This is a genomic window from Acinetobacter sichuanensis (genome assembly GCF_003024515.2).
GTDB classification, from domain to species: domain Bacteria; phylum Pseudomonadota; class Gammaproteobacteria; order Pseudomonadales; family Moraxellaceae; genus Acinetobacter; species Acinetobacter sichuanensis.
In genome coordinates this window covers 26,907-48,771 of sequence record NZ_PYIX02000003.1, presented here as the reverse complement: position 1 = coordinate 48,771, position 21,865 = coordinate 26,907, and the positions used below count along the sequence as shown (strand labels likewise).

21 protein-coding genes, 2 tRNA genes and 1 other RNA gene are annotated in these 21,865 nt (G+C 36.0%); 8 read left to right on the top strand and 16 right to left on the bottom strand.

Annotated features, from left to right (window positions below):
* Positions 1-10: 10 nt before the first annotated feature.
* From C9E89_RS03140 to sdhC, 3 genes are read right to left on the bottom strand one after another with little or no spacing between them, the layout of a single operon-like run.
* Entirely contained in the window at positions 11-1,909 is a 1,899-nt protein-coding gene (locus C9E89_RS03140) for an FAD-binding protein (RefSeq protein ID WP_107006981.1), read from the bottom strand.
* A gap of 12 nt (positions 1,910-1,921) precedes the next feature.
* Positions 1,922-2,287 (bottom strand): succinate dehydrogenase, hydrophobic membrane anchor protein, encoded by a 366-nt coding sequence (gene sdhD, locus C9E89_RS03135; protein WP_107006980.1) that lies wholly within the window; start codon positions 2,285-2,287, stop codon positions 1,922-1,924.
* Positions 2,287-2,676: a succinate dehydrogenase, cytochrome b556 subunit gene (gene sdhC, locus C9E89_RS03130; RefSeq protein ID WP_107007113.1), complete on the bottom strand. Its 390-nt coding sequence runs from the start codon at positions 2,674-2,676 to the stop codon at positions 2,287-2,289. Before sdhC ends, sdhD begins: the two co-directional genes overlap by 1 nt.
* A 1,067-nt stretch (positions 2,677-3,743) precedes the next feature.
* Here sdhC and gltA point away from each other — a divergent pair.
* A complete protein-coding gene (gene gltA / locus C9E89_RS03125) occupies positions 3,744-5,018 on the top strand; it encodes a citrate synthase (RefSeq protein ID WP_107006979.1) in 1,275 nt (424 codons plus the stop codon).
* 60 nt (positions 5,019-5,078) lie between these two features.
* Here gltA and C9E89_RS03120 read toward each other — a convergent pair whose 3' ends face one another.
* The gene (locus C9E89_RS03120) at positions 5,079-5,720 is read right to left on the bottom strand and encodes a hypothetical protein (RefSeq protein ID WP_378227092.1); all 642 of its coding nucleotides are present in this window, start codon (positions 5,718-5,720) and stop codon (positions 5,079-5,081) included.
* 115 nt (positions 5,721-5,835) lie between these two features.
* Complete coding sequence (locus C9E89_RS03115) at positions 5,836-6,501, bottom strand: YARHG domain-containing protein (protein ID WP_107006978.1); 666 nt, start codon at positions 6,499-6,501, stop codon at positions 5,836-5,838.
* Positions 6,502-6,664: 163 nt separating this feature from the next.
* On the opposite strand from C9E89_RS03115, the gene C9E89_RS03110 reads away from it, so the two are divergent.
* Positions 6,665-7,330, top strand: a complete 666-nt coding sequence (locus C9E89_RS03110; protein WP_107006977.1) for a DUF2306 domain-containing protein — start codon at positions 6,665-6,667, stop codon at positions 7,328-7,330.
* Between the two features lie 21 nt (positions 7,331-7,351).
* Here C9E89_RS03110 and C9E89_RS03105 read toward each other — a convergent pair whose 3' ends face one another.
* From C9E89_RS03105 to C9E89_RS03095, 3 genes are read right to left on the bottom strand one after another with little or no spacing between them, the layout of a single operon-like run.
* Entirely contained in the window at positions 7,352-9,157 is a 1,806-nt protein-coding gene (locus C9E89_RS03105; RefSeq protein ID WP_107006976.1) for a flavin-containing monooxygenase, read from the bottom strand.
* 21 nt (positions 9,158-9,178) lie between these two features.
* A complete protein-coding gene (locus C9E89_RS03100) occupies positions 9,179-10,024 on the bottom strand; it encodes an SDR family NAD(P)-dependent oxidoreductase (RefSeq protein ID WP_107006975.1) in 846 nt (281 codons plus the stop codon).
* A gap of 30 nt (positions 10,025-10,054) precedes the next feature.
* Positions 10,055-11,011: a metal-dependent hydrolase gene (locus C9E89_RS03095; protein WP_107006974.1), complete on the bottom strand. Its 957-nt coding sequence runs from the start codon at positions 11,009-11,011 to the stop codon at positions 10,055-10,057.
* A 362-nt stretch (positions 11,012-11,373) separates the two neighbouring features.
* Here C9E89_RS03095 and C9E89_RS03090 point away from each other — a divergent pair, with 362 nt between their 5' ends.
* From C9E89_RS03090 to C9E89_RS03075, 4 genes are all read left to right on the top strand, one after another.
* A complete protein-coding gene (locus tag C9E89_RS03090; protein WP_107006973.1) occupies positions 11,374-11,877 on the top strand; it encodes a hypothetical protein in 504 nt (167 codons plus the stop codon).
* A 361-nt stretch (positions 11,878-12,238) separates the two neighbouring features.
* Positions 12,239-13,864 carry an NAD+ synthase gene (locus C9E89_RS03085; RefSeq protein ID WP_107006972.1) on the top strand — a complete coding sequence of 542 codons (1,626 nt, stop codon included), beginning with the start codon at positions 12,239-12,241 and terminating at the stop codon, positions 13,862-13,864.
* A gap of 5 nt (positions 13,865-13,869) precedes the next feature.
* Positions 13,870-14,925: a hypothetical protein gene (locus C9E89_RS03080; protein ID WP_107006971.1), complete on the top strand. Its 1,056-nt coding sequence runs from the start codon at positions 13,870-13,872 to the stop codon at positions 14,923-14,925.
* A gap of 28 nt (positions 14,926-14,953) precedes the next feature.
* Positions 14,954-15,448: an endonuclease V gene (locus C9E89_RS03075; protein ID WP_107006970.1), complete on the top strand. Its 495-nt coding sequence runs from the start codon at positions 14,954-14,956 to the stop codon at positions 15,446-15,448.
* Positions 15,449-15,553: 105 nt separating this feature from the next.
* Here C9E89_RS03075 and C9E89_RS03070 read toward each other — a convergent pair.
* A tRNA-Met gene (locus C9E89_RS03070) sits at positions 15,554-15,630 on the bottom strand.
* Between the two features lie 166 nt (positions 15,631-15,796).
* Between C9E89_RS03070 and C9E89_RS03065 the strand changes: the two genes are divergently transcribed.
* Complete coding sequence (locus tag C9E89_RS03065; RefSeq protein ID WP_107006969.1) at positions 15,797-16,198, top strand: hypothetical protein; 402 nt, start codon at positions 15,797-15,799, stop codon at positions 16,196-16,198.
* A 135-nt stretch (positions 16,199-16,333) separates the two neighbouring features.
* Here C9E89_RS03065 and C9E89_RS03060 read toward each other — a convergent pair.
* From C9E89_RS03060 to coaD, 4 genes are all read right to left on the bottom strand, one after another.
* Positions 16,334-16,410: transfer RNA gene (locus C9E89_RS03060), tRNA-Met, on the bottom strand.
* Between the two features lie 61 nt (positions 16,411-16,471).
* An RNA gene (rnpB, locus tag C9E89_RS03055) (RNase P RNA component class A) lies at positions 16,472-16,854 on the bottom strand.
* Between the two features lie 28 nt (positions 16,855-16,882).
* Entirely contained in the window at positions 16,883-17,146 is a 264-nt protein-coding gene (locus tag C9E89_RS03050) for a YfhL family 4Fe-4S dicluster ferredoxin (protein WP_107006968.1), read from the bottom strand.
* A 1-nt stretch (position 17,147) separates the two neighbouring features.
* Positions 17,148-17,639 carry a pantetheine-phosphate adenylyltransferase gene (coaD, locus tag C9E89_RS03045; RefSeq protein ID WP_107006967.1) on the bottom strand — a complete coding sequence of 164 codons (492 nt, stop codon included), beginning with the start codon at positions 17,637-17,639 and terminating at the stop codon, positions 17,148-17,150.
* Positions 17,640-17,779: 140 nt separating this feature from the next.
* Between coaD and smpB the strand changes: the two genes are divergently transcribed.
* Positions 17,780-18,256, top strand: coding sequence for an SsrA-binding protein SmpB (smpB, locus tag C9E89_RS03040; protein WP_107006966.1), 477 nt, complete (start codon positions 17,780-17,782; stop codon positions 18,254-18,256).
* Positions 18,257-18,300: 44 nt separating this feature from the next.
* Here the strand turns inward: smpB and C9E89_RS03035 are convergent, their stop codons facing one another.
* The 3 genes from C9E89_RS03035 to C9E89_RS03025 all read right to left on the bottom strand — a co-directional run bounded on the left by C9E89_RS03035 (position 18,301) and on the right by C9E89_RS03025 (position 21,862).
* Entirely contained in the window at positions 18,301-19,599 is a 1,299-nt protein-coding gene (locus C9E89_RS03035; protein ID WP_107006965.1) for a hypothetical protein, read from the bottom strand.
* A gap of 257 nt (positions 19,600-19,856) precedes the next feature.
* A complete protein-coding gene (locus tag C9E89_RS03030) occupies positions 19,857-21,128 on the bottom strand; it encodes a hypothetical protein (protein ID WP_107006964.1) in 1,272 nt (423 codons plus the stop codon).
* A 179-nt stretch (positions 21,129-21,307) separates the two neighbouring features.
* Entirely contained in the window at positions 21,308-21,862 is a 555-nt protein-coding gene (locus tag C9E89_RS03025) for a flavodoxin family protein (RefSeq protein WP_107007111.1), read from the bottom strand.
* Between the last annotated feature and the right edge of the window lie 3 nt (positions 21,863-21,865).

The following is a 21,865-nucleotide window of genomic DNA, read 5'->3' as shown; positions in this document are numbered from 1 at the left end:
GTTCTCCCAATTAGAATGTACGTGGTTTAGGTGGAATTGGATCTACAAGTAACGGCTTATAGCGTACAGGCTTGTACTCTAAATGATTATCTGTAGAGAACCATAAAGTGTGCTTCATCCACTCATCATCACGACGACCATATGGGTAATCTGCATGATCAGGTGGTAACTCGTAATCTACAACCGTATGCGCACCACGACATTCTTTACGTGCAGCAGCAGAAATCAAGGTTGCTTTTGCTACTTCGTATAAGTTTTCAACTTCTAAAGCTTCAATACGTGCAGTGTTAAATACTTTAGATTTGTCTTTCAAGTGAATGTTGCGTACACGTGGTGCAATTGCAAGGATTTGTTTTACACCTTCGTCAAGCAATGCTTGAGTACGGAATACACCTGCGTGATCCTGAACGATGTCACGGATTGCATCTGCAACTTCCTGCGCATTTTCACCTGATGTAGAGTCATCAAGTTGTTTAATACGAGCAATTGTATTTTTAAGTACAGTTGTAGGTAGTGGTGTGTAGTCATCGCCATGATGTTTAGTCACGTAGTCAATGATGTGTTCACCAGCCGCTTTACCAAATACAACCAAGTCAAGCAGTGAGTTCGTACCTAAACGGTTTGCACCATGTACAGATACGCAAGAACATTCACCAATCGCATAGAAACCTTTTACAGGTTTAGTGAAGTCACGCTCACCACCATTGTGCGAATAAACACCAGTGTCCTTGTTATAGTTTGCAACAAGTTCCTGAGTTTCAGCAGACTCTGGAAGTACCACTTGACCATGAATATTCGTTGGAATACCACCCATTTGATAATGGATTGTTGGTACAACCGGAATCGCTTCTTTAGTGATATCCACGTTTGCGAATTTCTTACCGATCTCAAATACAGATGGTAAACGCTTCATGATGGTATCAGCACCCAAGTGCGTCATATCAAGTAAGATATAATCACCTTTAGGACCACAACCACGACCTTCTTTGATTTCTTGGTCCATAGAACGTGATACGAAGTCACGTGGTGCCAAGTCTTTCAAAGTTGGTGCATAACGTTCCATGAATGGTTCGCCGTCTTTGTTACGAAGGATTGCACCTTCACCACGACAACCTTCAGTCAACAATACGCCTGCGCCCGCAACACCTGTAGGGTGGAACTGCCAGAATTCCATATCTTGTAATGGAATACCTGCACGAGCTGCCATACCAAGACCGTCACCAGTATTGATATATGCGTTAGTCGATGCACGGTAAACACGACCAGCACCACCAGTAGCAAACAATGTTGCTTTACCTTGGAATACTGCAATTTTACCAGTTTCTTGGTCAATCGCTGTTACACCAAGGACATCACCTTCTTCGTTACGAATAAGATCAAGTGCGATCCACTCTACAAAGAATTGAGTGCCCATTTTCACGTTGCTTTGATAAAGCGTGTGAAGAAGCGCGTGACCTGTACGGTCAGCAGCAGCACATGCACGTGGAACTGGCTTTTCACCATAGTTCGCTGCGTGACCACCGAAAGGACGTTGGTAAATTGTACCATCAGCATTACGGTCAAATGGCATACCAAGGTGTTCAAGCTCATAAACAACTTGAGGTGCTTCACGAGTCATAAACTCGATTGCATCTTGGTCACCTAACCAGTCAGACCCTTTTACGGTGTCATAAAAATGGTAGTGCCAGTTATCTTCTTGCATATTACCAAGAGATGCACCAATACCACCTTGAGCCGCAACCGTATGTGAACGTGTTGGGAATACTTTAGTTAGCACTGCAACTTTCAAACCTGCTTGAGCAAGCTGATAAGATGCACGCATACCTGAACCACCACCACCAACGATGACTGCATCGAAAGTTTCGTGTGGAATATTTGTGTAATCTTCTTTAGGGATTATAGCGCCCATGATTGTTTCCTATCAATTCGCCCAAAAAATCTGGATTGCCCAAATTGCGTATGCAAATACTGCAATAATCACTGCAGACGTCAACACAAGACGCAGACCTGAAGCTGAAGGACCCATTTGACGTGTAGTCACATAGTCAGTGAATACCTGCCACATACCAATCCAAGCGTGTGCAACAAGAGACAAAACTGACAATAAAGATAAAATCTTCATTGGCAATGTCATCATAAAGCCTTTCCATTGTTCGTAGTCAAATCCGCCATTGCACAGAATCCAACCAAGCACAACAACAGTATAAACAGCTAAAACAACAGCACTCACACGTTGGATATACCAATCACGAGAACCTGAACCCGTTAAACCTGTAGCACTTTTCATTAGAGAACAATCCATACAAATGATGCGATAACTGAGATCGCAGCCAAGATTAATGCAATTGTAGCTGCAACACGACCACTTTGCAGTTCTTCAGCAAAACCAAGGTCAGCAAGTAAGTGCTTAATACCCATAATCAAATGGAATAATAAGCCTGCTACAAATACCCATACAACAAAACGTACAACGAAGCCGCTAAAGATTGCTTGCACTTGCGCAAAACCTTCAGGCGTAGACAGTGATTTGTCTAAAAGCCATAGAAGTACCGGTACGAGTAAAAATACGATGACACCTGAAAGACGGTGTAGAATTGATGCAATAGCCACAGGGGATTTTAAGTTTACATCTAAAACTTGACCCATGGACAAATTGACAGGTCTGTTGCTTTTCACAGCGGGCATCCTGTAAGTAAAAACTCCATCCGGAGTTTGTTGGAATTAATTCGAAGGAAAGCTGGCATTGTTAGGCAAGCAAATTGCCTAAACTTATAAACGACACTGAATTATAAATCGTGCACTGTCAAAATACAAACGATGCGATTTGGCTTTTTAATGAAAAACTCTACAAATAAGAATCATTTACAACAAAACATCTCATCATACAGAAAATTAAAATCAATAAAACCATTCTATCTATTTATTTTTTAAACGTTTAATTTAAATATGCTGATATATTTTTATTTATTTTTAAGTTTTTTAAATTTTAGACTAAAGCACAACATAAATACGAAACTCTGTTTTATTTAAAATTTCAATCATTAATGATATTCAATCATGAACTGTATATAAAGATATTTATAAATTAAACACTACCATTATTTTTAAAATAAATAGTGCATATCATTAATATAATATTTAACTTAAGAGTTTTTGAACAGAAATAAGTACTTAGTTTGTGAATAAATCAATTTTAGTTTTAAAAATAGCAAATAATTGTTTATTTTTAAGACGGAATTTAGCATATTTTTCGCGCTAAAGATCATTTTTTAAACAGTAAAAACTTTTTTCAAACTATTTTTTAACCAATCAATAATGAAAATGAAAAAAAATATTTCAATCATTTTTGTGTGGTTTTTTCACACAGTATTAATTTTTATGAATTGTAAGTCATGGTAATTAGATGGTTTTAGGTGATTTGCATACATTTAACAATATTTAAAAATTCAATAATTTTTAGGCTTTGATCACTATTCTTGTCTAGCAAGATCAATTATTTTTATGCACCAAATCCAGAATTTGCCTTATTATACTGAGCCGATACTGTAAGTTTATTTAAAATTCTTTGAATGAGATTGCATGACTAAGCTACTGTGCTAACGTCACTTTTTATCCATAAGTATAATTGACAAAATTTCAGTACTCACTAAGCTAATAGCAATTTTTGATCTGTCTAACTTGTTTGGTAACAAATAACAATTACAAGTTAGATAAAACATTCACCAGGACAGGAGATCAATTGAATGTCTGCAGCAACTGGCAAAAAAGCCGTTTTACAACTTGATGGCAAAGAAATTGAATTACCAATTTACAGTGGTACATTGGGCCCAGATGTAATCGACGTTAAAGATGTATTGGCCGCAGGTCACTTTACTTTTGATCCTGGTTTTATGGCAACTGCTGCTTGTGAATCAAAAATCACATTCATCGATGGCGGCAAAGGTGTTCTTTTACACCGCGGTTACCCAATCGACCAACTTGCAACTCAAGCTTCTTACTTAGAAACTTGCTACTTATTATTAAGTGGTGAACTTCCTACTGCTGAACAAAAAGCTGAATTTGAAGCAAAAGTACGCAACCATACTATGGTACATGACCAAGTAAGCCGCTTCTATAACGGTTTCCGTCGTGATGCTCACCCTATGGCTATAATGGTTGGCGTTGTTGGTGCACTTTCTGCGTTCTATCACAATGGTTTTGATGTTGAAGATGTAAACCACCGTGAAATTACTGCTATTCGCTTAATTGCAAAAGTTCCTACACTTGCTGCTTGGAGCTACAAATACACAGTGGGTCAACCATTCATGTATCCACGTAACGATTTAAGTTACGCTGAAAACTTCTTGTACATGATGTTTGCTACACCTGCTGACAAAGATTACAAAGTAAATCCTATCCTTGCTAAAGCAATGGATCGTATCTTTACACTTCATGCTGACCATGAACAAAATGCGTCTACATCTACAGTACGTTTAGCGGGTTCTACTGGCGCTAATCCTTATGCATGTATCGCTGCGGGTATCTCTGCGCTTTGGGGTCCTGCTCACGGTGGTGCAAACGAAGCTGTTCTTAAGATGCTTGATGAAATCGGTACCGTTGAAAACGTTGCTGACTTCATGGAAAAAGTGAAAACTAAAGAAGTTAAACTTATGGGCTTCGGTCACCGAGTTTACAAAAACTTCGATCCACGTGCGAAAGTAATGAAAGAGACTTGTGACGAAGTTCTAAGCGCTCTTGGTATCAATGATCCACAATTAGCACTTGCTATGGAACTTGAACGTATTGCACTTTCTGATGAATACTTCATCAAACGTAACTTATACCCTAACGTAGACTTCTACTCAGGTATCATCCTTAAAGCGATTGGTATCCCAACAGAAATGTTTACTGTAATCTTCGCTCTTGCACGTACTGTTGGTTGGATCAGCCACTGGTTAGAAATGCACAGCGCACCTTACAAAATCGGTCGCCCTCGTCAGCTTTACACTGGCGAAACTCAACGCGATATCAAACGTTAATTCGTTATACGCTTTGACCATAAAAAAACCACCTTTTGGTGGTTTTTTTATCACTTCAATTTATCGAATTTTAAAGGGTATTTTATCTTCTTTTATGGTCACTTTAGCACCTTTACATGCATTTGATGTTTTGCTTGTTCTCAATACATAATCTGCCTCAGAAACTACTTTTAATGTACTTTCAATATTCTCTCCAGTTTTACAATCTTCTTCACCTAATTTTTCACTATAACGCCCTGGATAACTTGAAGATTCAGCCGTCGCAACCACATAAGCTTTCCAACCATCAAAATAAACTAAGTCATCTCGACTAGAGACTTCACCCTGACCAGAACTTGCAGAAGTCAATTGCACAAGTTGAATCGGCTTGCTTTTAGCTTGAGCATTATAAACTTTAAATCTATTGGCTTGCCCGCCATATTCAAGGATTTGTGACTGCTTTAACTTTGGTCGAGTCAAAATATAACCACCCCAAAAATTGCGTCCTGCATCTCCAAACTCTACACCAGACAAGTAAGCGACTTCTCCTGATTTTAGTCGTATAGCCTGTGTCTTATTAATATCAATTGCATTTTTGGGTGTTGCATAAGAATCATCTAAATTCGTTAAAGTTGAAATAATTTCTTTTGATGTAGGCGTTGCTGCAAAGCCTATAGAACATACAAACACGCCAACCATCAAACAAATACTTTTCTTCATCATAAGTTTGCTTTCTCTATTTCAAATCAATAGCACAATAGAATTTTTGCAAAAACCAAAATAATCACAGATTGATTGAAAAATTAATATTAAAAGTCCCTTCCCGATTTCATTTTTATTAGCGCCCCCATTTCATCTTTTCCATATAAGGGCGAACTTTTTTAATTCGTTGAATATTGGTCTTTTCAATTTGTGTAAGCTGATTTTCAACATTGGTACTGCACGGCATATACCAATCTGCTTCACTAAAAGCATTTGCTATTTCTTTATTTGCAAATGAATAACCATGACGCGCATAAATACTATTACGCATATAATCAAGTTCATCAGGTGGAAGTTGCAAATCATCATCTTTTAGTAAACGATTTGAAGCCTCTGCAAATGAACCTTCATTTTTTGCATAACGACACTGCTGTGGTTTTAAGTCAAAATATTTAGGTTTTACTTTAGCCGTTGTAGATTCCCAACTCGATTGTAGTGTTTTAGGCTGATTTTCACTGACTAAAAATGTAAATGTACCACTACTTGCTTTAGGACCACTTTCAACCGCCGTGATTTTATAACCTTGTGAAGTTGTTTGAACTTTTCCTGAGAAATTCTGCTTATTTTTACCTAAAATACTGTAGCCTTTGACCTGATTACGATCAATTGACTCAATAAATACCCCTATTTTTTGCCCATCATAAATACCTGACCAAGAGGTTTTAAGCTGTTGTATATTCAATGCAAAACTCGATTGCATGACAAAAAAAGGCAAGCAAAACATAAATAATTGCTTTTTCATTGTTATACCTATGTATGTATTTATATAAATCTCCACTATAATTTTAATTCAACTTTAACTTTTTTTAAGATTGAAAACGTAAAATTTTATCAAGATTTTTAGTCATCATTTACAAAACGACTTCACTGATATTGATCTTGCATAAAGCATGCAGAATACAACCATGAAAAAAATAGAACTCAGAAACATTTTCTTGATTTTTATACTGATGATTTATCTATATTTGAGTCTTCTCATGGTTAAAATTTGCCTACAATATTTTCCTTGGCAAAATGACACTAATTTTCTAGCCTTAAAACAAGACGTCATTCACACGCAACCTTGGCGCTTTGCCTTCCAAGCTCATGTCATTGTCAGTTCATTGATTTTAATCGCGGGTTTCACTCAATTTTCGAGTCAAATTAGACAAAAACTCCCAAAAATCCATCGTTATAGTGGTTGGCTTTACATTACAACTGTCTTAGCTTTTGCCTTACCTAGCGGCTTTATTATGGCACTTTCAGCCGCAGGAGGTTGGCAAACACAGCTATGTTTTATATTACTGAGTATTTTATGGGGAATGACTAGTTGTATTGCTCTCTATAAAATTTTTCAAAAACAATGGAAAGCTCACCAAAATTGGATGATTCGTAGTTTTGCTTTAGGGCTTTCAGCCTTAAGCTTAAGAACATGGAAAATCGTTTTATATCAGCTACAACCTTATTTTGATTGGCTTACACCACTTCATATTTATCAACTTGAAGCATGGTTAGGTTGGACAATTAATCTTTTGATTGCAGAAATCATTATTTTTAGATTAAACAAAAATAAAAGCCCTAAACTAAGTTAGGGCTAAAATTCTTTCAATAACTTATGATGCTGTATCGTAATGCTTCAAATCTAAATCTTTTAACTGATTTTTTAACTCTTGCAATGACCACGGCCAAGCTGCAAAGTTACGACCATTTTGATCTAAATAATAAGACTTACAACCACCCGCATTAAATACTGTCGTTTTCAGATTTCTTTGCACTTTCAAATTATGATAACGCACAACATTTTTCTTAATTTCAATACGTTTAATTTTTTGATCACGCATTTTCAATAAGCCACTGATAATATAATCCAGTTGTGCTTCTGCAATACCAATAAAAGAGTCATAAACTAAAATATTTGGACCTAACACCAAGAACGCATTTGGTACTTTTTCAATACTTGCACCCAAATAAGCCTCAGGAGAACTGTCTTTCCATAACTCAGACAATAATACACCGTCTGAATTCGTGACACGCTGCCCAATAGGTGGATGAGAAACCTCAAAACCTGTTCCCCAAATAATTACATCAACTTCATGACGCTCACCATTGGCAGCAACCACTGCATTACCATCAATTTCAACCAAACCATGTGGAATGAGGCTCACATTCTCTTGTTGTAAAGCAGGATAATAGTTGTTAGCAAATAATAAACGCTTACAACCAATATCAAAGTTTGGTGTTACATCTTGACGTAGTTTTTCATCTTGAATTTGTAATTTAAGCAATTGTTTACTTAAAAAATTAACAGGCTTTAAAATCTTTGGATGACGTAAACCAAAATTAATACCATTCAAAATTTGTGCAATACTATTACGCCAAGTTTGTTGAATCACAGGGAAACGTTCAACAATGCCTTTTGCCGTATCTCCTAATTCACGATCAGCTTTTGGTAAAACCCAAGGAGCTGTACGTTGGAATACAAATAACTCTTTTGCTAATGGCTGCACTTGCGGAATAAATTGAATCGCTGATGCACCTGTACCAATCACTGCCACTCGTTTACCTTTGAGATCATAATCATGATCCCAACGTGCAGAATGGAACATTTTACCTTTAAAGCCTTCAATACCTTTAACTTTTGGCATAGAAGGCTCTGTGATCGGACCTGTTGTGAAAATAGTCGTTTTTGCTTGATATGAACCTTTTGAGGTTTCTAAGTGCCAAACTTGCTGAGCTTCATCCCATTTCGCACTCAACAGCTCATTGCCAAATTCAATTTTCCCACCCAAATCATGCTTTTCTACAACCTCTTCTAAATAGCTGAGAATTTCTGGTTGCTTCGCAAATAAATGACTCCATTTATGACTTGGCGAAAAAGAAAATGAATACAATGCTGAAGGCACATCACAACCACAGCCTGGATAATTATTATCACGCCATGTACCACCAACGCGTTCAGCTTTTTCGAGCACAATATAATTATGATAACCTGCTTGATTCATTTTATAAGCAGCGGCAATTCCTGAAATACCCGCACCCACCACAATCGTGTCATAGACATGAACAGGTTGAGATTTTTTCACTGTTGCTTTTGCTTCAGCCACAGTTGCTTTTTCTTCAATCGCTTGTGATTTTGTAACTACTTTTGGTACTTCAGCTTTTTCTTCCACAACTTTTTCAGGTTGAATCTGTGGCTCTACTTTTGCTTCAAGCTTAGCTTCAACTTTAGGTGCTTTTGGCTCAACCGCTGTTTGCTTTACCTCAATTTTTGGATCAGCTTTTACTTCAGCTTTCGCTGCTGTTTTCACTTCTTCTGGTTGAGTCACTTGCTTGATCTCTTCTACAGTCGTTGTTTGTGACGCTTTTTTCGCTGTTGATTTATCTTCTGGTAACTGATCTACGGTACTTTCTGTTGTCATTTTTTTATCTCAAATGTTGGCTTATTTCATAAACTTATCAAATATTGGATAACCAATTCCCAATGCTTTGGTATACAGTGCAGGCGATGCACGTTTTAAAATCCAAAATAATTTAGCATCAGGTTGAGGAATGGTATAAAGCTTGCCTGCATCTAAATTATTAAGCGTTTTAATTGCTACAGCATCACTTGTCGTAAAAGCATGATTCATTAATAAATCATCTGCTACGCCAGAATAACTATCAGGCAAGCGTCCATTTTTCATAATATTGGTCGGTACAAGTGTTGGACAAAGCACATTGACACTGATTTTATCTTTACGTAATTCAGCCGATAAAGTTTCAGATAGCGCCAAAACACTTGATTTGGTTACATTATAAGCCGTCATTTCAGGCGCGGCAGTATAACCTGCTGCTGATGCGACATTAATAATTGCACCATATCCCTGCTGTTTAAACTTAGGTACAAAATAATGACAGCCATAAATCACGCCCCAAAGATTAATATTGACACACCACTGCCAATCCTCAAGGGAAACCTCGTCAAATTTGCCTCCCAACCCTACACCCGCATTGTTGATAACCAAAGTGACTGCATGATTCATTAACTTTTCAGCATTTTCAGACAATGCCTTAACTTGTGTCTTATCCGTCACATCACACTGTACGGCAAATGCTTTACCTGAAGTTTGGTTTGCGATTAACTGTACAGTTTCTTGTGCAGCATCTAAATTAATATCTGCACAAATAATGGTTCCACCACGCTTTGCAAGTTCCAAAGCAAAGCTACGACCAATTCCACTTCCTGCACCTGTAACTACAGCATATGCATTTTGTGTTGGCTTTTTCTTTTTTGAAAAAAATCCCATTGAGTTCTTCCATTTAACTTTTAAATTATTTTAAACACGGAGTGCAGGAATAAATTCTTTAACAAAAAATGGAGTTAATACGCCATTTTCAGGGTTCAATAAAGTTTCTTTGTAATATTCTAAGAACTCGGTTGTATCATGGTCATTTGGATGAAAATCTGGGCGTAAATAGTCAAAAATATGTCCCCATGAACTTCCATATACACCATCTTTTAAACCAAAAATTAAGCTAAAGCTGCGTGGAATATCTTTCCAATAACTCCAACTAATTAAATTACTTGGTTTACGATAAAATGGAACCAATAACGATGCGACTGAAATAAGCACTAAAATCGTAATCAAAGCAGGGAAAAAGCCCGCAATACGTAATGCATAATTATTTGATAAAGTTTGGAACACATCATAAGCGATATCTTTATGCTCAGACTCTTCAAGCATGTGCCACATCCAAATTGCACGTTGCTTTTCATCTGTAGATCTAAAGAAAATTTCTTCGTGGTTCATCATATATTCAGCAAGTACCGCAGTAAAATGCTCAATTCCTGCCATCAAAGATAACTTCATCGGTTGTGGCAAACGGTTAAAACCATAATCAAATACATGACCTGCTAAGAAACGGAATAATTTAACAGGTAAATCACGTTCCATATAAGCATCATTTAATTCTTCATGCATTTTGGAGTGAATCGCTTCTTGTCCAATTAATGATGTCACACGCTGTTTTAACAACGGATCTTTAATAAAATCACGATGATAACGCGCTGTATCAATCACTAAATCCTCACCTAAAGTCAGAAAAATAGACAACGAAGCAAAGTATGCGCTTGCCAATTCAGCATCCATATAAAATTTGTGATCCAATTTTTCTGGTTCAAAATTAAATTTCATATGACGAATTGGAATAATCGGGGTTTGCTCATCTAAACTAAAAGGAGAATTAGAAAATACTTTTGAAAAGATAGATTTAACTGGCTTAGTGAATAACATGGCTACATACTCTTTATTCGATTAATGTATAAACAGCAATTCATCCTGTGATCTACTGCTCATGTTTTGAGTAAAAACTCTATTGAATATGTAAAAATTACGCTAAGCTTTATTAAATACCATTAGCATTTGAGGTCATTGAGTTTGCATTTTATGACTATTTAAAAAATTGTTAGACAATATTTTTTGAGTTAACACCTATTAACAATTTTTGACCTCTAAGGCTATTTTCTTTTTCATATTTTTACGTTTTGTTCACTTTGCAATGCTACTTTCAATATGAAAATTCAAGCAAAATATCAGCTTCACGTCGAAATTTGATGATCATTTTTATCCATAATTTCATCCTAGGATTAAGATAAATGTTGTACTTTTATTGGTGGTTATTTAGGCTACTCGATATTGAAACATTTAAATGCCGTCGTTTAAGTCTAGGCGAAATCAAAATCAGTCAAATGGTTTTTGGAGATCTTATTGATTACTCTAAAGTTTTGATTATGAATCAGCCTTATCTCCCTTGGCAACCTGCTGGTATTTTAATGGCACCCAACGGCTGTATTCATATGAAAGATGCTGATTTTTTTGAGGATTTTTCTCAGAAAAATTTATCAACTCAAGCACTTTTTATTCATGAAATGGCACATATTTATCAGCATCAAAAACACGTTAATGTACTTCTCAAAGGCGCTATTTTACAAATTGCATTCTATATCACTTATGGAAAATATAATCCCTATACATATAATTTAGAAAATCACAAAAAATATGAAGACTATAATATTGAACAACAAGGAGATATTGCTCGAGATATCTTTCTAAGAAAAATAAAGAACATTATTTTAGAAACTCCTGAAAATCATTTTTAAATATGTGCAGGTTTATACAAAGAGTTCGATTTTCTCAGCATTTTTAATACATAAGAAACAAAATTAATCATCAAAAATCTTCGTTTTTTCATCAAAAACCTGTTAAATTCAAAAAGATGATAGATAAGTTTTAGACAATCTTTTTAAACATCTAGCATCTGGCATGATTTTCGTTAAAATAGCTCAAGTCTGTAATTTTTGCCGTGCAAGAAATAAAGATTTTTTGTCATGAAAATGATTTTTTATTTTATGCCTTTTGGCAGTGTTTTAAATTTCCGAATCACACACTATTGAATAATTATATATAAATCAATCTATTGTGTGTACACATACTACCCTATAGGAATAGGACAAGGTTTAAATGAAAAGTTTTAAAGTTGCTCTCGCGCAATTCTCTCCACATATTGGTAATATTGAAGCAAATGTTCAAAAAATGATTGAACAAGCGAATCAAGCAAAAAAACAAAATGCTGATATTATTGTTTTTCCTGAACTTTCAACAGTAGGCTACCCTGCTGAAGATTTGTTGTTACGCCCAAGTATAAGTAAACGTACAGCTCAAGCTTTTGAGCAATTACATACGGTTAAAGATATTGTTATGGTCTTTGGCTTTGTCAACACAACCGAAGATGGGCAACGTTATAACTCAGCAGCAGTCATGAAAGATGGGCAAGTACTTGGTGTATATAACAAACAAAACCTTCCAAACTATAGTGTTTTTGATGAAAAGCGTTATTTTAATGAAGGTCATCAACACCTTGTATTTGAGTATTTAGGTCATAAATTTGGTGTACTTATTTGTGAAGACGTATGGTCACTTCAAACTGTGCAACAACTTGCTCAACTTAATGTAGAAAGCGTTTTAGTTCTCAATGCATCACCTTATGAAGTAGGTAAACCACAACATCGTATTGCAACATTGCAAGAACTTGCGAGACAAATCAACATTCATCTGGTTTATACCAACCAAGTAGGTGGTCAGGATGATCTCATTTTTGATGGTTCAAGCTTTGTAATTAACAATACAGGTGATGTTGTCTTACGTGCAGAAAGCTACAAAGAGCAAGTGTATTTCATTGATTATGAAATTGAAAACAAAGCCTACAAAGCGGTCACTACTGCACCTGCTCTAGATACAATGGCTGAAATTTATCAAGCTCTAGTCATGGCAACACGTGACTATGTCGAACGTTCTGGTTTCCCAGGTGTCATTTTAGGTCTTTCAGGTGGAATAGACTCTGCGCTTACTTTAGCGATTGCTGTAGATGCAATTGGTGCTGAAAAAGTACAAGCTGTCATGATGCCATATACTTACACTTCTCAAATCAGTGTTGAAGATGCCGCAGAACAAGCAAAACGTATGGGCGTGACTTTTGGAATTGCCGAAATCCACCCAATCGTAAATAGCTTTATGCAAACACTGTTCCCATTCTTTGGTAACTCACCTGCGGATACAACAGAAGAAAACTTACAAGCACGTGCACGTGGCACATTGCTGATGGGGCTATCAAATAAATTTGGTAATCTGGTTTTATCAACAGGAAATAAATCTGAGTTATCAGTTGGTTACTGCACACTTTATGGCGACATGGTTGGTGGCTTTGCAGTACTGAAAGATGTTTATAAAACCATTGTATTTGAATTAGCAAAATACCGTAATAGTCTTAGTGAAACACCTGTGATTCCTGAGCGCGTGATTACCCGCCCACCATCTGCTGAGTTACGCCCTGACCAAAAAGATCAGGACTCTTTACCTGCTTATGATGTTTTAGATGCAATTCTTTATGCATATATCGAAGAAGATCAAAGCCAAGATGACATTATTGCCAAAGGTTTTGACAAAGATGTTGTAGAAAAAATTATTAAGCTTGTTGATCGTAACGAATATAAACGCCGTCAAGGTGCGATTGGTCCACGTATTACATCACGCGCATTTAGTCGTGAACGTCGTTACCCAATCGTGAATGGCTGGAAAGCAGGTGTTTAATCCTTGTGAGTAGCGAAAGCGCTTTATCATTCATGAGCTTTGCTCAACAACTTGCTCAAGCACTTCAGCTTGAGCAAGTTCGCTTTATTAAAAAACAGTTACTTGAAACTCAAAACCCTATTTATATTGAAGGTTTCATCGCTCAGTCCTACCAAAATGCAGATAAAATTTTACTGCGTGATTTCATCAAACTAGAGCAACTTCAAGCAGTTATACAAAAGTATGCATTTGAGCTTAATTTAGGACCCGATATACTTGAGTTTATTGGCGTTGCAGCACAAAAAATCCATCATTATGCTGCTCACAACTCGACTGTACTCAATGAGTTATTATCTGATGAAAATTTTGAATTATGGTTATTTAAAATTTTAGAATTAGAACAACTGAAAACCTATTTACAAGATCATCTTGAACATAACCCACAAATTCAACATATAAGCATTCAGCTTGCTAATCAAATTTTAGAACAAAATACACCTTGGCTGAGACAATTACGCCAATATACCGTCAAACAAGATCATCTGCGCTCTAAAGTACTGAGTTTCATTCAAGAACAACATCAAAATCTGGAACTCAAGCTAGAACAACAACTTGCAGCAGCAATCCGCTCGCAACTGATTCATATCATTCAACTTCCAAATGAAGACCTTGCAAATCTTGCCTATTTGATTTGGTCTGATCTTAAACAACGTCCATTAAAAGAAACTTTTTCTCAGTTCCAATCTATCGATTTTGAAGAATTTTTTATTTTAGTCTATGAAACATGGAAAGGACTACGTCAAACTGATTTTATGCAACACATTATCCTGCATGTCGTTGCTGCATTTTATGAATATTTTGGTGAATTTAGCTTACAAGAATTATTACATTCTGTCGGTTTAAATGAACATGATCTGCGTCTAGAAGCATATCGCTTTATTCCATCTTGTATTAAAGCACTGGATGAACATGATCTACTCGACTCAATTATTGCCTCATTAATTGCACCTTTTTATCAAAATGAACATACTCAACAAACAATTGCCCATTTAATGAGTACAAATTTACCATTTAAAACTTAAAATTTAACAAATATAAATAGAGTGAAAAATGATTTTAATTATTGATGTTCATTATCGAGAAACAGGTGCTTATGCTGTTGCAGGTTTAATCCAAGATTGGGATAGCCAAGAATTTGAACAATGTTATACCCTCCATATTACCGAAGTTGCTGAATATATTGCAGGAAATTTTTACAAAAGAGAACTTCCTTGCATATTGCAACTTCTTGAATGTATTGATAAAGATTTTAAATATATAGTGATTGATGGCTATGTACAACTTGGTGCAGAACAACAAGCAGGCTTAGGCACACATTTATGGAATGCTTTAACCCATAAAAAAGCAATTATTGGCGTAGCAAAAAATTATTATAAAGATACACCTGAAAACTGTGCGTTATATCGAGGAAATAGCAAAAAACCACTTTATATTACTTACAAAGATATTCACTTAACAGATGCAAAAAATTATATTGCAAAAATGACAGGTCAATATCGAATTCCTGATTTAATCAAAAAAATTGACACTTTAACCAGAGTATAATCTTTTTCTATAGATGCTTTGAACGCATAAATTTTACCAAGCATTAAAAAATTATATTTTTACGCACAAAAAAAGAGACCATGCGGTGAGCATGGTCTATAAAAATGGTGGCTATGACGGGACTTGAACCTGTGACCCCCGCATTATGAGTGCGGTGCTCTAACCAACTGAGCTACATAGCCGTAAACTGTGTGCGCATTATCTAAATTTATAGATAATACGTCAAGCCCTCTCACGCACTAATGATCATGCTTTAAACAATTGAAAAACAAATGTTTAAAATTAATACATATTTCATTTTATTTATCGGACAATAGAGCAAAGTAAATCATCCATCTGGTCATAAAAATGAAGTTTAAATCTATTTTACTTATCGTTAATCTCTCTTTTTTAATCACTGCTTGTCAGATGATCAGTCCTATTTTTGTAGACTATAATGGCGTTCGCATGGATGTTGCAAAATGGATTAATCAACAACAACTCTTAACGATGCAGCAAAAACGTAGCTTGGCTCAACTCAGCAAGGCTCAACAACGTTTTTATCAGCTTGAACAAGCAGATGAAGCTCAAAAATTTGAAATTAACAAACAAAATGCGATAGCACTGCATTGCGCTCACTTGCATGTAAGTGAAAGTAAAATTGAAAAATTACAACAACAGATTTTCTCTGAAGAAAGCGCTCATTATTTACAAATGGCACAGCAATTACCAAAACTTAAACTTGATGAAAAACAGATTCAATGTGAATAATTAACAATCTGACCAATTCTCAATCTAAAATCATATAGTCTTCTGCTTTCAAAAGCAGCAGATTAACTTTATCTCATTATTTTTCATGTTGAATAGATAAAAAAAGACCACGTTTTGGAACGTGGTCTATAAAAATGGTGGCTATGACGGGACTTGAACCTGTGACCCCCGCATTATGAGTGCGGTGCTCTAACCAACTGAGCTACATAGCCGAAAACTGTGCGCGAATTATCTACTGTTATTACTAACTCGTCAAGCACTATTTTAAAAAATGTTTGAAGTGAGCCGATAAGCCGGGTTCTGTCGTGAACGATCATTCCTCTAGGCGTACAATCACTCATACGCTCAAGCGACCTACCCGAATCCAGCACGGGCCGTGCCTCAGGATTCCTATTTGGTCTTGCTTCTGGTGGGGTTTACCTTGCCATGAACTGTTACCAGCCATGCGGTGCGCTCTTACCGCACCCTTTCACCCTTACCATCTCTCTTGGTTTCCCCGAAAGGAAATTGCAAAGATGGCGGTCTACTCTCTGCTGCACTTGCCGTCGACTTTCGCCGCCCAGGCGTTACCTGGCACCCTGCCCTATGAAGCCCGGACTTTCCTCCCCTGCTTCAATCACGGAGATCTCCACAGCAGCGATCGTCTAGCTCACTTCAAGGGGCGCATATTAACAAATTTTTATATCAATTGCTTGTACTTTTTTGCGCAATCAGCCTTTTATATTTATCCATAAGCTGTTCTTGACTTTCAACATGCTCTGGATCTAAAGGAATACAATCAACTGGACAAAAAAGTGCGCATTGTGGCTGCTCATGATGTCCCACACATTCTGTACAAAGGCTTGGATTTATTTCATAAATCAACTCCCCCATATAAATTGCTTCGTTAGGGCATACAGGTTCACAGACATCACAATTGATACATTCATCAGTTATATATAAAGACACACTACCAACCTTGTTGAATTTTTTGTTCAAAAGCATTGACAACACATTGTGGAACAAATTTGTGTACATCACCTTTTAAACGTGCAATTTCCCTCACCATCGTGGAGGAAATAAAAGAAAATTGTTCCGAAGGTGTTAAAAACACAGTTTCAAAATGATGGTCTAATTGGCGATTCATATTTGCCAATTGAAATTCATATTCAAAATCTGAAACTGCTCTTAAACCACGGAGCACCGCTGTTGCCTTTTGTTCATTAAAGAAGTTTACCAAAAGTCCATCAAAACCGACAAATTCTACATTCGGTAAATGGCTTAAAGATTCTTGTGCTAATGCCACGCGTTCTTCTAAAGTAAATACAGGATTTTTATGATGTCCAATTGCGATAGCGACGACGACTTCATCAAACATTCGTGAAGCACGAGCCACTAAGTCGACATGTCCATTTGTTATAGGATCAAAAGTTCCAGGATAGATGACACGAGTTTTAGACATCCATTTATACTCTAGTTGTTTATGTAGATGCCTAGTTTAGCAAAAACTTATTTTGAAGCGAACTCTTCAATACATTTGAAAGCACTTCACCTACAGCCAAGTTTGAGGCAAAATAAGATTAATCTTGGAAATTTTGAATTATGTCTAAAAATATTGTGGTTAAAAAAAATAATGGTGGCACCATTGCACAAAATAAACGTGCACGCCATGATTATTTTATTGAAGAAAAGTTTGAAGCAGGTCTAGCTTTACAAGGGTGGGAAGTCAAGTCTTTACGTGCTGGTCGCATGACGATCACTGAAAGCTATATTATTTTTAAAAATAACGAAGCTTTCTTATTTGGCTCACAAGTTCAACCTTTATTGTCGGCTTCAACGCATGTTGTCCCTGAAGCCACACGCACACGTAAATTACTGCTTTCTAGACGTGAAATTGAGAAACTGCAAGGTGCAGTAAATCAAAAGGGCTATTCTTGTGTGCCTTTAGCATGTTATTGGAAAGGTCATTTGGTCAAAATCGAAATCGCTTTAGTGAAAGGTAAGCAACTTCACGACAAACGTGCAACTGAAAAAGACCGTGACTGGCAACGTGATAAAGCTCGCATTATGCATAAATAAAAGCGGTAAAAAAACCTCCAAATTGGAGGTTTTTTATATCAGCATTAGCAAAATTTTAGGCTGCCGTAGCAGTTTGGGGCAAATGTTTGATTTTGAAGCTCTAAGTCTTTTAATGGGAAATTAACTGTAGTATTTGGTAAATTAACATTTCCAACAGTCAAATCGGCACCCCAAAGACAATTTAATACAGTACAGCTAGGAGGATTATTTGTAATATAATTGCTAATTGGATTAACAACTTGCTTTAGGACATCATTGGTAATATCAATTTTTTTAGTTGGATTAACATTACCAATATCAATTGGATCTTCAATGGCTAACCACCATCCACGTTGAGCTGCAACAGCAGCACCATTCCAAAAAATATCTTGCTTTTGCATAGAAAGTGAAAAAGGATTATTTAATTTAAGTTTATGAATGTAGCCTAAATTTTCATTGACCGTAATATTCGCTTTTAATCCTGTGATATTCCCCGTTACTCTCTTTTGTAATGTAAGTAATCCAAAAGACTCTGTAATCGTTGCACCTAAATTCCCACCGAAATTAAGTTGATTAATATTTGCGTAACCATCGAGTTGTACACTAGATAATCTTTTACCAGATATTGTCGTACCATTTATAAAAATATCAGCTTTTGCTGAATCTAATGCTAAATTATAATCAGTTGAAGAAAAACCTAAGCGCATTGAACCAAAACAAAATATTACACAAATTTTTGCATCCACTTTACCATTAATGGACATTTGTGTATCACCATATGACATATTTCGTTCAGCTGTGTAACCTACCCCAGTTGTATCTTGAATTTTCATATAACCACTGAGGCTATTAATCCCATTAGGTGTACCTGTATTTTCCTCACCAAGAGTCAACATCCCCAAGACTTTTTCCGCACTCAGACGAAAACCCATCATTTCACGAGTAGAGGCAGAGTTTGGATTTTTAATGGCAAACTCAATAAAAGGATTGGTCATTTTTGCAGAAGAACCGACCCGCTCTTCACGTGTTTCACCAAGACCTGACAGACTTAAATGATCAATATCAATATCACAACCACCTGGTCCATTTATACCACCACAGCCCAGTTGTAACTTTTTAATATTGGCATTTAATTCCACATTCGCTTCCATACCCAGTTTATAAAAACCGATATTTTGTGAAGCCATCGAAGCGTTTGCTTTTGAAGGATCGGTATAAGTAAGATTCATTAATGCCTGACCCTGCACCTGAGAAAGTTCAGAATCTGATAATGATTTGAATGTTAAGTCATCTGCATGGGTTAGACCACTCGCTAAAAAATAGACAGCGCTAGAGATAACTAAGCTCTTTTTTATTTTTATCATATTTACTCCATTTTTTATTTCTTACTCGATACACTCAATGACACAAGTTTTATCATTATTAAGCAAAACTAACATTATTAAATAAATAAATCAAACACATAAAACAACATTAACGTGATAAATATCACAATTAAAAACCCATTATTTATTCCATAAATTAAACACACTAGACATTTTTATTAACAGGTAAAATACATATTTTTCATAAATAAAAGCAGTAAAAAAAACCTCCAAATTGGAGGTTTTTTATATTACTACTAACAAAATTTTAGACTGCCGTAACAGTTTGGAGCAAAGTTTTGCGTGGCGAGTTGCAAATTGGATACTGGGAAATCTAATGGTTTAGATCCTGTTAAATTTACAGGTAAATTAATTCCTGCTAAACATGATCCCCAAGTACACTGAACCGTATTTTCTGATTTTGCTAAATAATCATTCAATTTAGGAACGACTTGCTTTAGAACATCATTTGTAATTGCTATAGGATTCTGTGGAACAACATGACCAATATCAACCTGATCCTCGATTGCTAGCCACCATCCTTTATTTGCTGCAACTGATGCACCATTCCAATGAATTGACTGTTTTTGTAGCGAAAGAGAAAAAGGATTATTAAGCTCTAATCGATGAATAAACCCTAGATCTTCTTTAATTTTTACATCTGCTGTTAATCCTGAGATACTACCATCAACAGATATATTAATAGGAATAGTCAATCCTATGATTGTAGGTACGATAGAGCCACTAAAACTTAAAGGATCAATTTTTGCACTCCCCGTTAAATCCGCAGATTCCATACGGGTACCAGATAAAACTTTTTGATTTAAAGACATATGTGCATCAGCACTGTTTAATCTTAAGTTATAATTTTGTGTCGAAAATGATGGTGTCCAAGGAATAAGTGCAAATGTCTTTAATCTACCCTTTATTTCCATATTAGTATCACCATATTGCATATTTCGTATACCAGTTTTAGCTGTACCTGTAGTTTCTTTAATATTTAAATAGCCACTAAGCGTATTAATCCCATTAGGTGTACCAGTATTTTCCTCACCAAGGGTCAACATGCCTAATACTTTTTCCGCACTCAGACGAAAACCCATCATTTCACGGGTAGAGGCTGAGTTTGGATTTTTAATCGCAAATTCAATAAAAGGATTGGTCATTTTTGCAGAAGAACCGACCCGCCCCTCCCGTGTTTCAGCAAGCCCCGAAAGACTTAGATTATCAATATCAATATCACAGCCACCTGCACCATTTACACCACCACAGCCCAGTTGTAACTTTTTAATATTGGCATTTAATTCCACATCGGCTTCCATACCCAGTTTATAAAAACCGATATTTTGTGAAGCCATTGAAGCATTTGCTTTTGAGGGATCGGTATAAGTAAGATTCATCAGTGCCTGACCTTGCACCTGAGAAAGTTCAGAATCTGATAATGATTTTAATGTTGAGTCATCTGCGTGTGTTAAACCTATTGTTAAAAAAAACAAAGCACTAGAGATGACTAATCTCTTAGTTATCATTACATTTACTCCAATTTTTATTTTATTTTTTTACATGCTGATTCCATCAAGCAAGTCAGAGTATTATTAATTAAAATTAAACTTTTGAAAGTAAATAGGTTTACAAAATCTATATAGAAATATAAATTATATGAACCAAATCACAGTTGTTGATTTTTAACCAACTGTTTAAAAAAACATTATTTAGATATTCTTATTAACAATAAGGCAACATATTCACCAAACCAAATTGCTGTTTCTAAATCTCCTTTGGGTGGCGTAATGTCTGTTGGTGCATTATCTGATTGAGTCATTAATCCTAGAAAACTCGACATCCGATTTAAGTCTTCTGTATTACGACCTGTCGGCATTAAAGGTAAACCTGTCCATAACATGCCGTGTTGCATTGCAAATAAATTGATTTGCTGAAGTACAGCCAGTTTGTCTCCACTCAGACCGCCGCCATTGGTAAAACCTGCTGCAAGTTTGCCTTGCCATGTACGTGCTAACCAACGTTTTGAAGATTGCTCCATGAATTGTTTTAAACCAGAAGTTAAATTACCCATGTAGGTTGGGCAACCGAAAAGAATGGCATCTGCTTGATCCAAAACATCCCAATCTATATTTTCAATATTCATAAGATGAACTGTTACGCCAACTTGAGTTGCGCCTTGAGCAATATGTTGAGCAACTTTCGCTGTATGCCCATAAGGGCTATGATAAACAATCGCAAGAGATTTAGCAGATAAAGACATATC

Bases quoted from the DNA above. Each gene is read 5' to 3' on its own strand.
- C9E89_RS03140 (WP_107006981.1), bottom strand. From the start codon at position 1,909: ATGGGCGCTATAATCCCTAAAGAAGATTACACAAATATTCCACACGAA.
- sdhD (WP_107006980.1), bottom strand. From the start codon at position 2,287: ATGAAAAGTGCTACAGGTTTAACGGGTTCAGGTTCTCGTGATTGGTAT.
- gltA (WP_107006979.1), top strand. From the start codon at position 3,744: ATGTCTGCAGCAACTGGCAAAAAAGCCGTTTTACAACTTGATGGCAAA.
- C9E89_RS03120 (WP_378227092.1), bottom strand. From the start codon at position 5,720: ATGATGAAGAAAAGTATTTGTTTGATGGTTGGCGTGTTTGTATGTTCT.
- C9E89_RS03115 (WP_107006978.1), bottom strand. From the start codon at position 6,501: ATGAAAAAGCAATTATTTATGTTTTGCTTGCCTTTTTTTGTCATGCAA.
- C9E89_RS03110 (WP_107006977.1), top strand. From the start codon at position 6,665: ATGAAAAAAATAGAACTCAGAAACATTTTCTTGATTTTTATACTGATG.
- C9E89_RS03105 (WP_107006976.1), bottom strand. From the start codon at position 9,157: ATGACAACAGAAAGTACCGTAGATCAGTTACCAGAAGATAAATCAACA.
- C9E89_RS03100 (WP_107006975.1), bottom strand. From the start codon at position 10,024: ATGGGATTTTTTTCAAAAAAGAAAAAGCCAACACAAAATGCATATGCT.
- C9E89_RS03095 (WP_107006974.1), bottom strand. From the start codon at position 11,011: ATGTTATTCACTAAGCCAGTTAAATCTATCTTTTCAAAAGTATTTTCT.
- C9E89_RS03090 (WP_107006973.1), top strand. From the start codon at position 11,374: ATGTTGTACTTTTATTGGTGGTTATTTAGGCTACTCGATATTGAAACA.
- C9E89_RS03085 (WP_107006972.1), top strand. From the start codon at position 12,239: ATGAAAAGTTTTAAAGTTGCTCTCGCGCAATTCTCTCCACATATTGGT.
- C9E89_RS03075 (WP_107006970.1), top strand. From the start codon at position 14,954: ATGATTTTAATTATTGATGTTCATTATCGAGAAACAGGTGCTTATGCT.
- C9E89_RS03065 (WP_107006969.1), top strand. From the start codon at position 15,797: ATGAAGTTTAAATCTATTTTACTTATCGTTAATCTCTCTTTTTTAATC.
- coaD (WP_107006967.1), bottom strand. From the start codon at position 17,639: ATGTCTAAAACTCGTGTCATCTATCCTGGAACTTTTGATCCTATAACA.
- smpB (WP_107006966.1), top strand. From the start codon at position 17,780: ATGTCTAAAAATATTGTGGTTAAAAAAAATAATGGTGGCACCATTGCA.
- C9E89_RS03035 (WP_107006965.1), bottom strand. From the start codon at position 19,599: ATGATAAAAATAAAAAAGAGCTTAGTTATCTCTAGCGCTGTCTATTTT.
- C9E89_RS03030 (WP_107006964.1), bottom strand. From the start codon at position 21,128: ATGATAACTAAGAGATTAGTCATCTCTAGTGCTTTGTTTTTTTTAACA.
- C9E89_RS03025 (WP_107007111.1), bottom strand. From the start codon at position 21,862: ATGTCTTTATCTGCTAAATCTCTTGCGATTGTTTATCATAGCCCTTAT.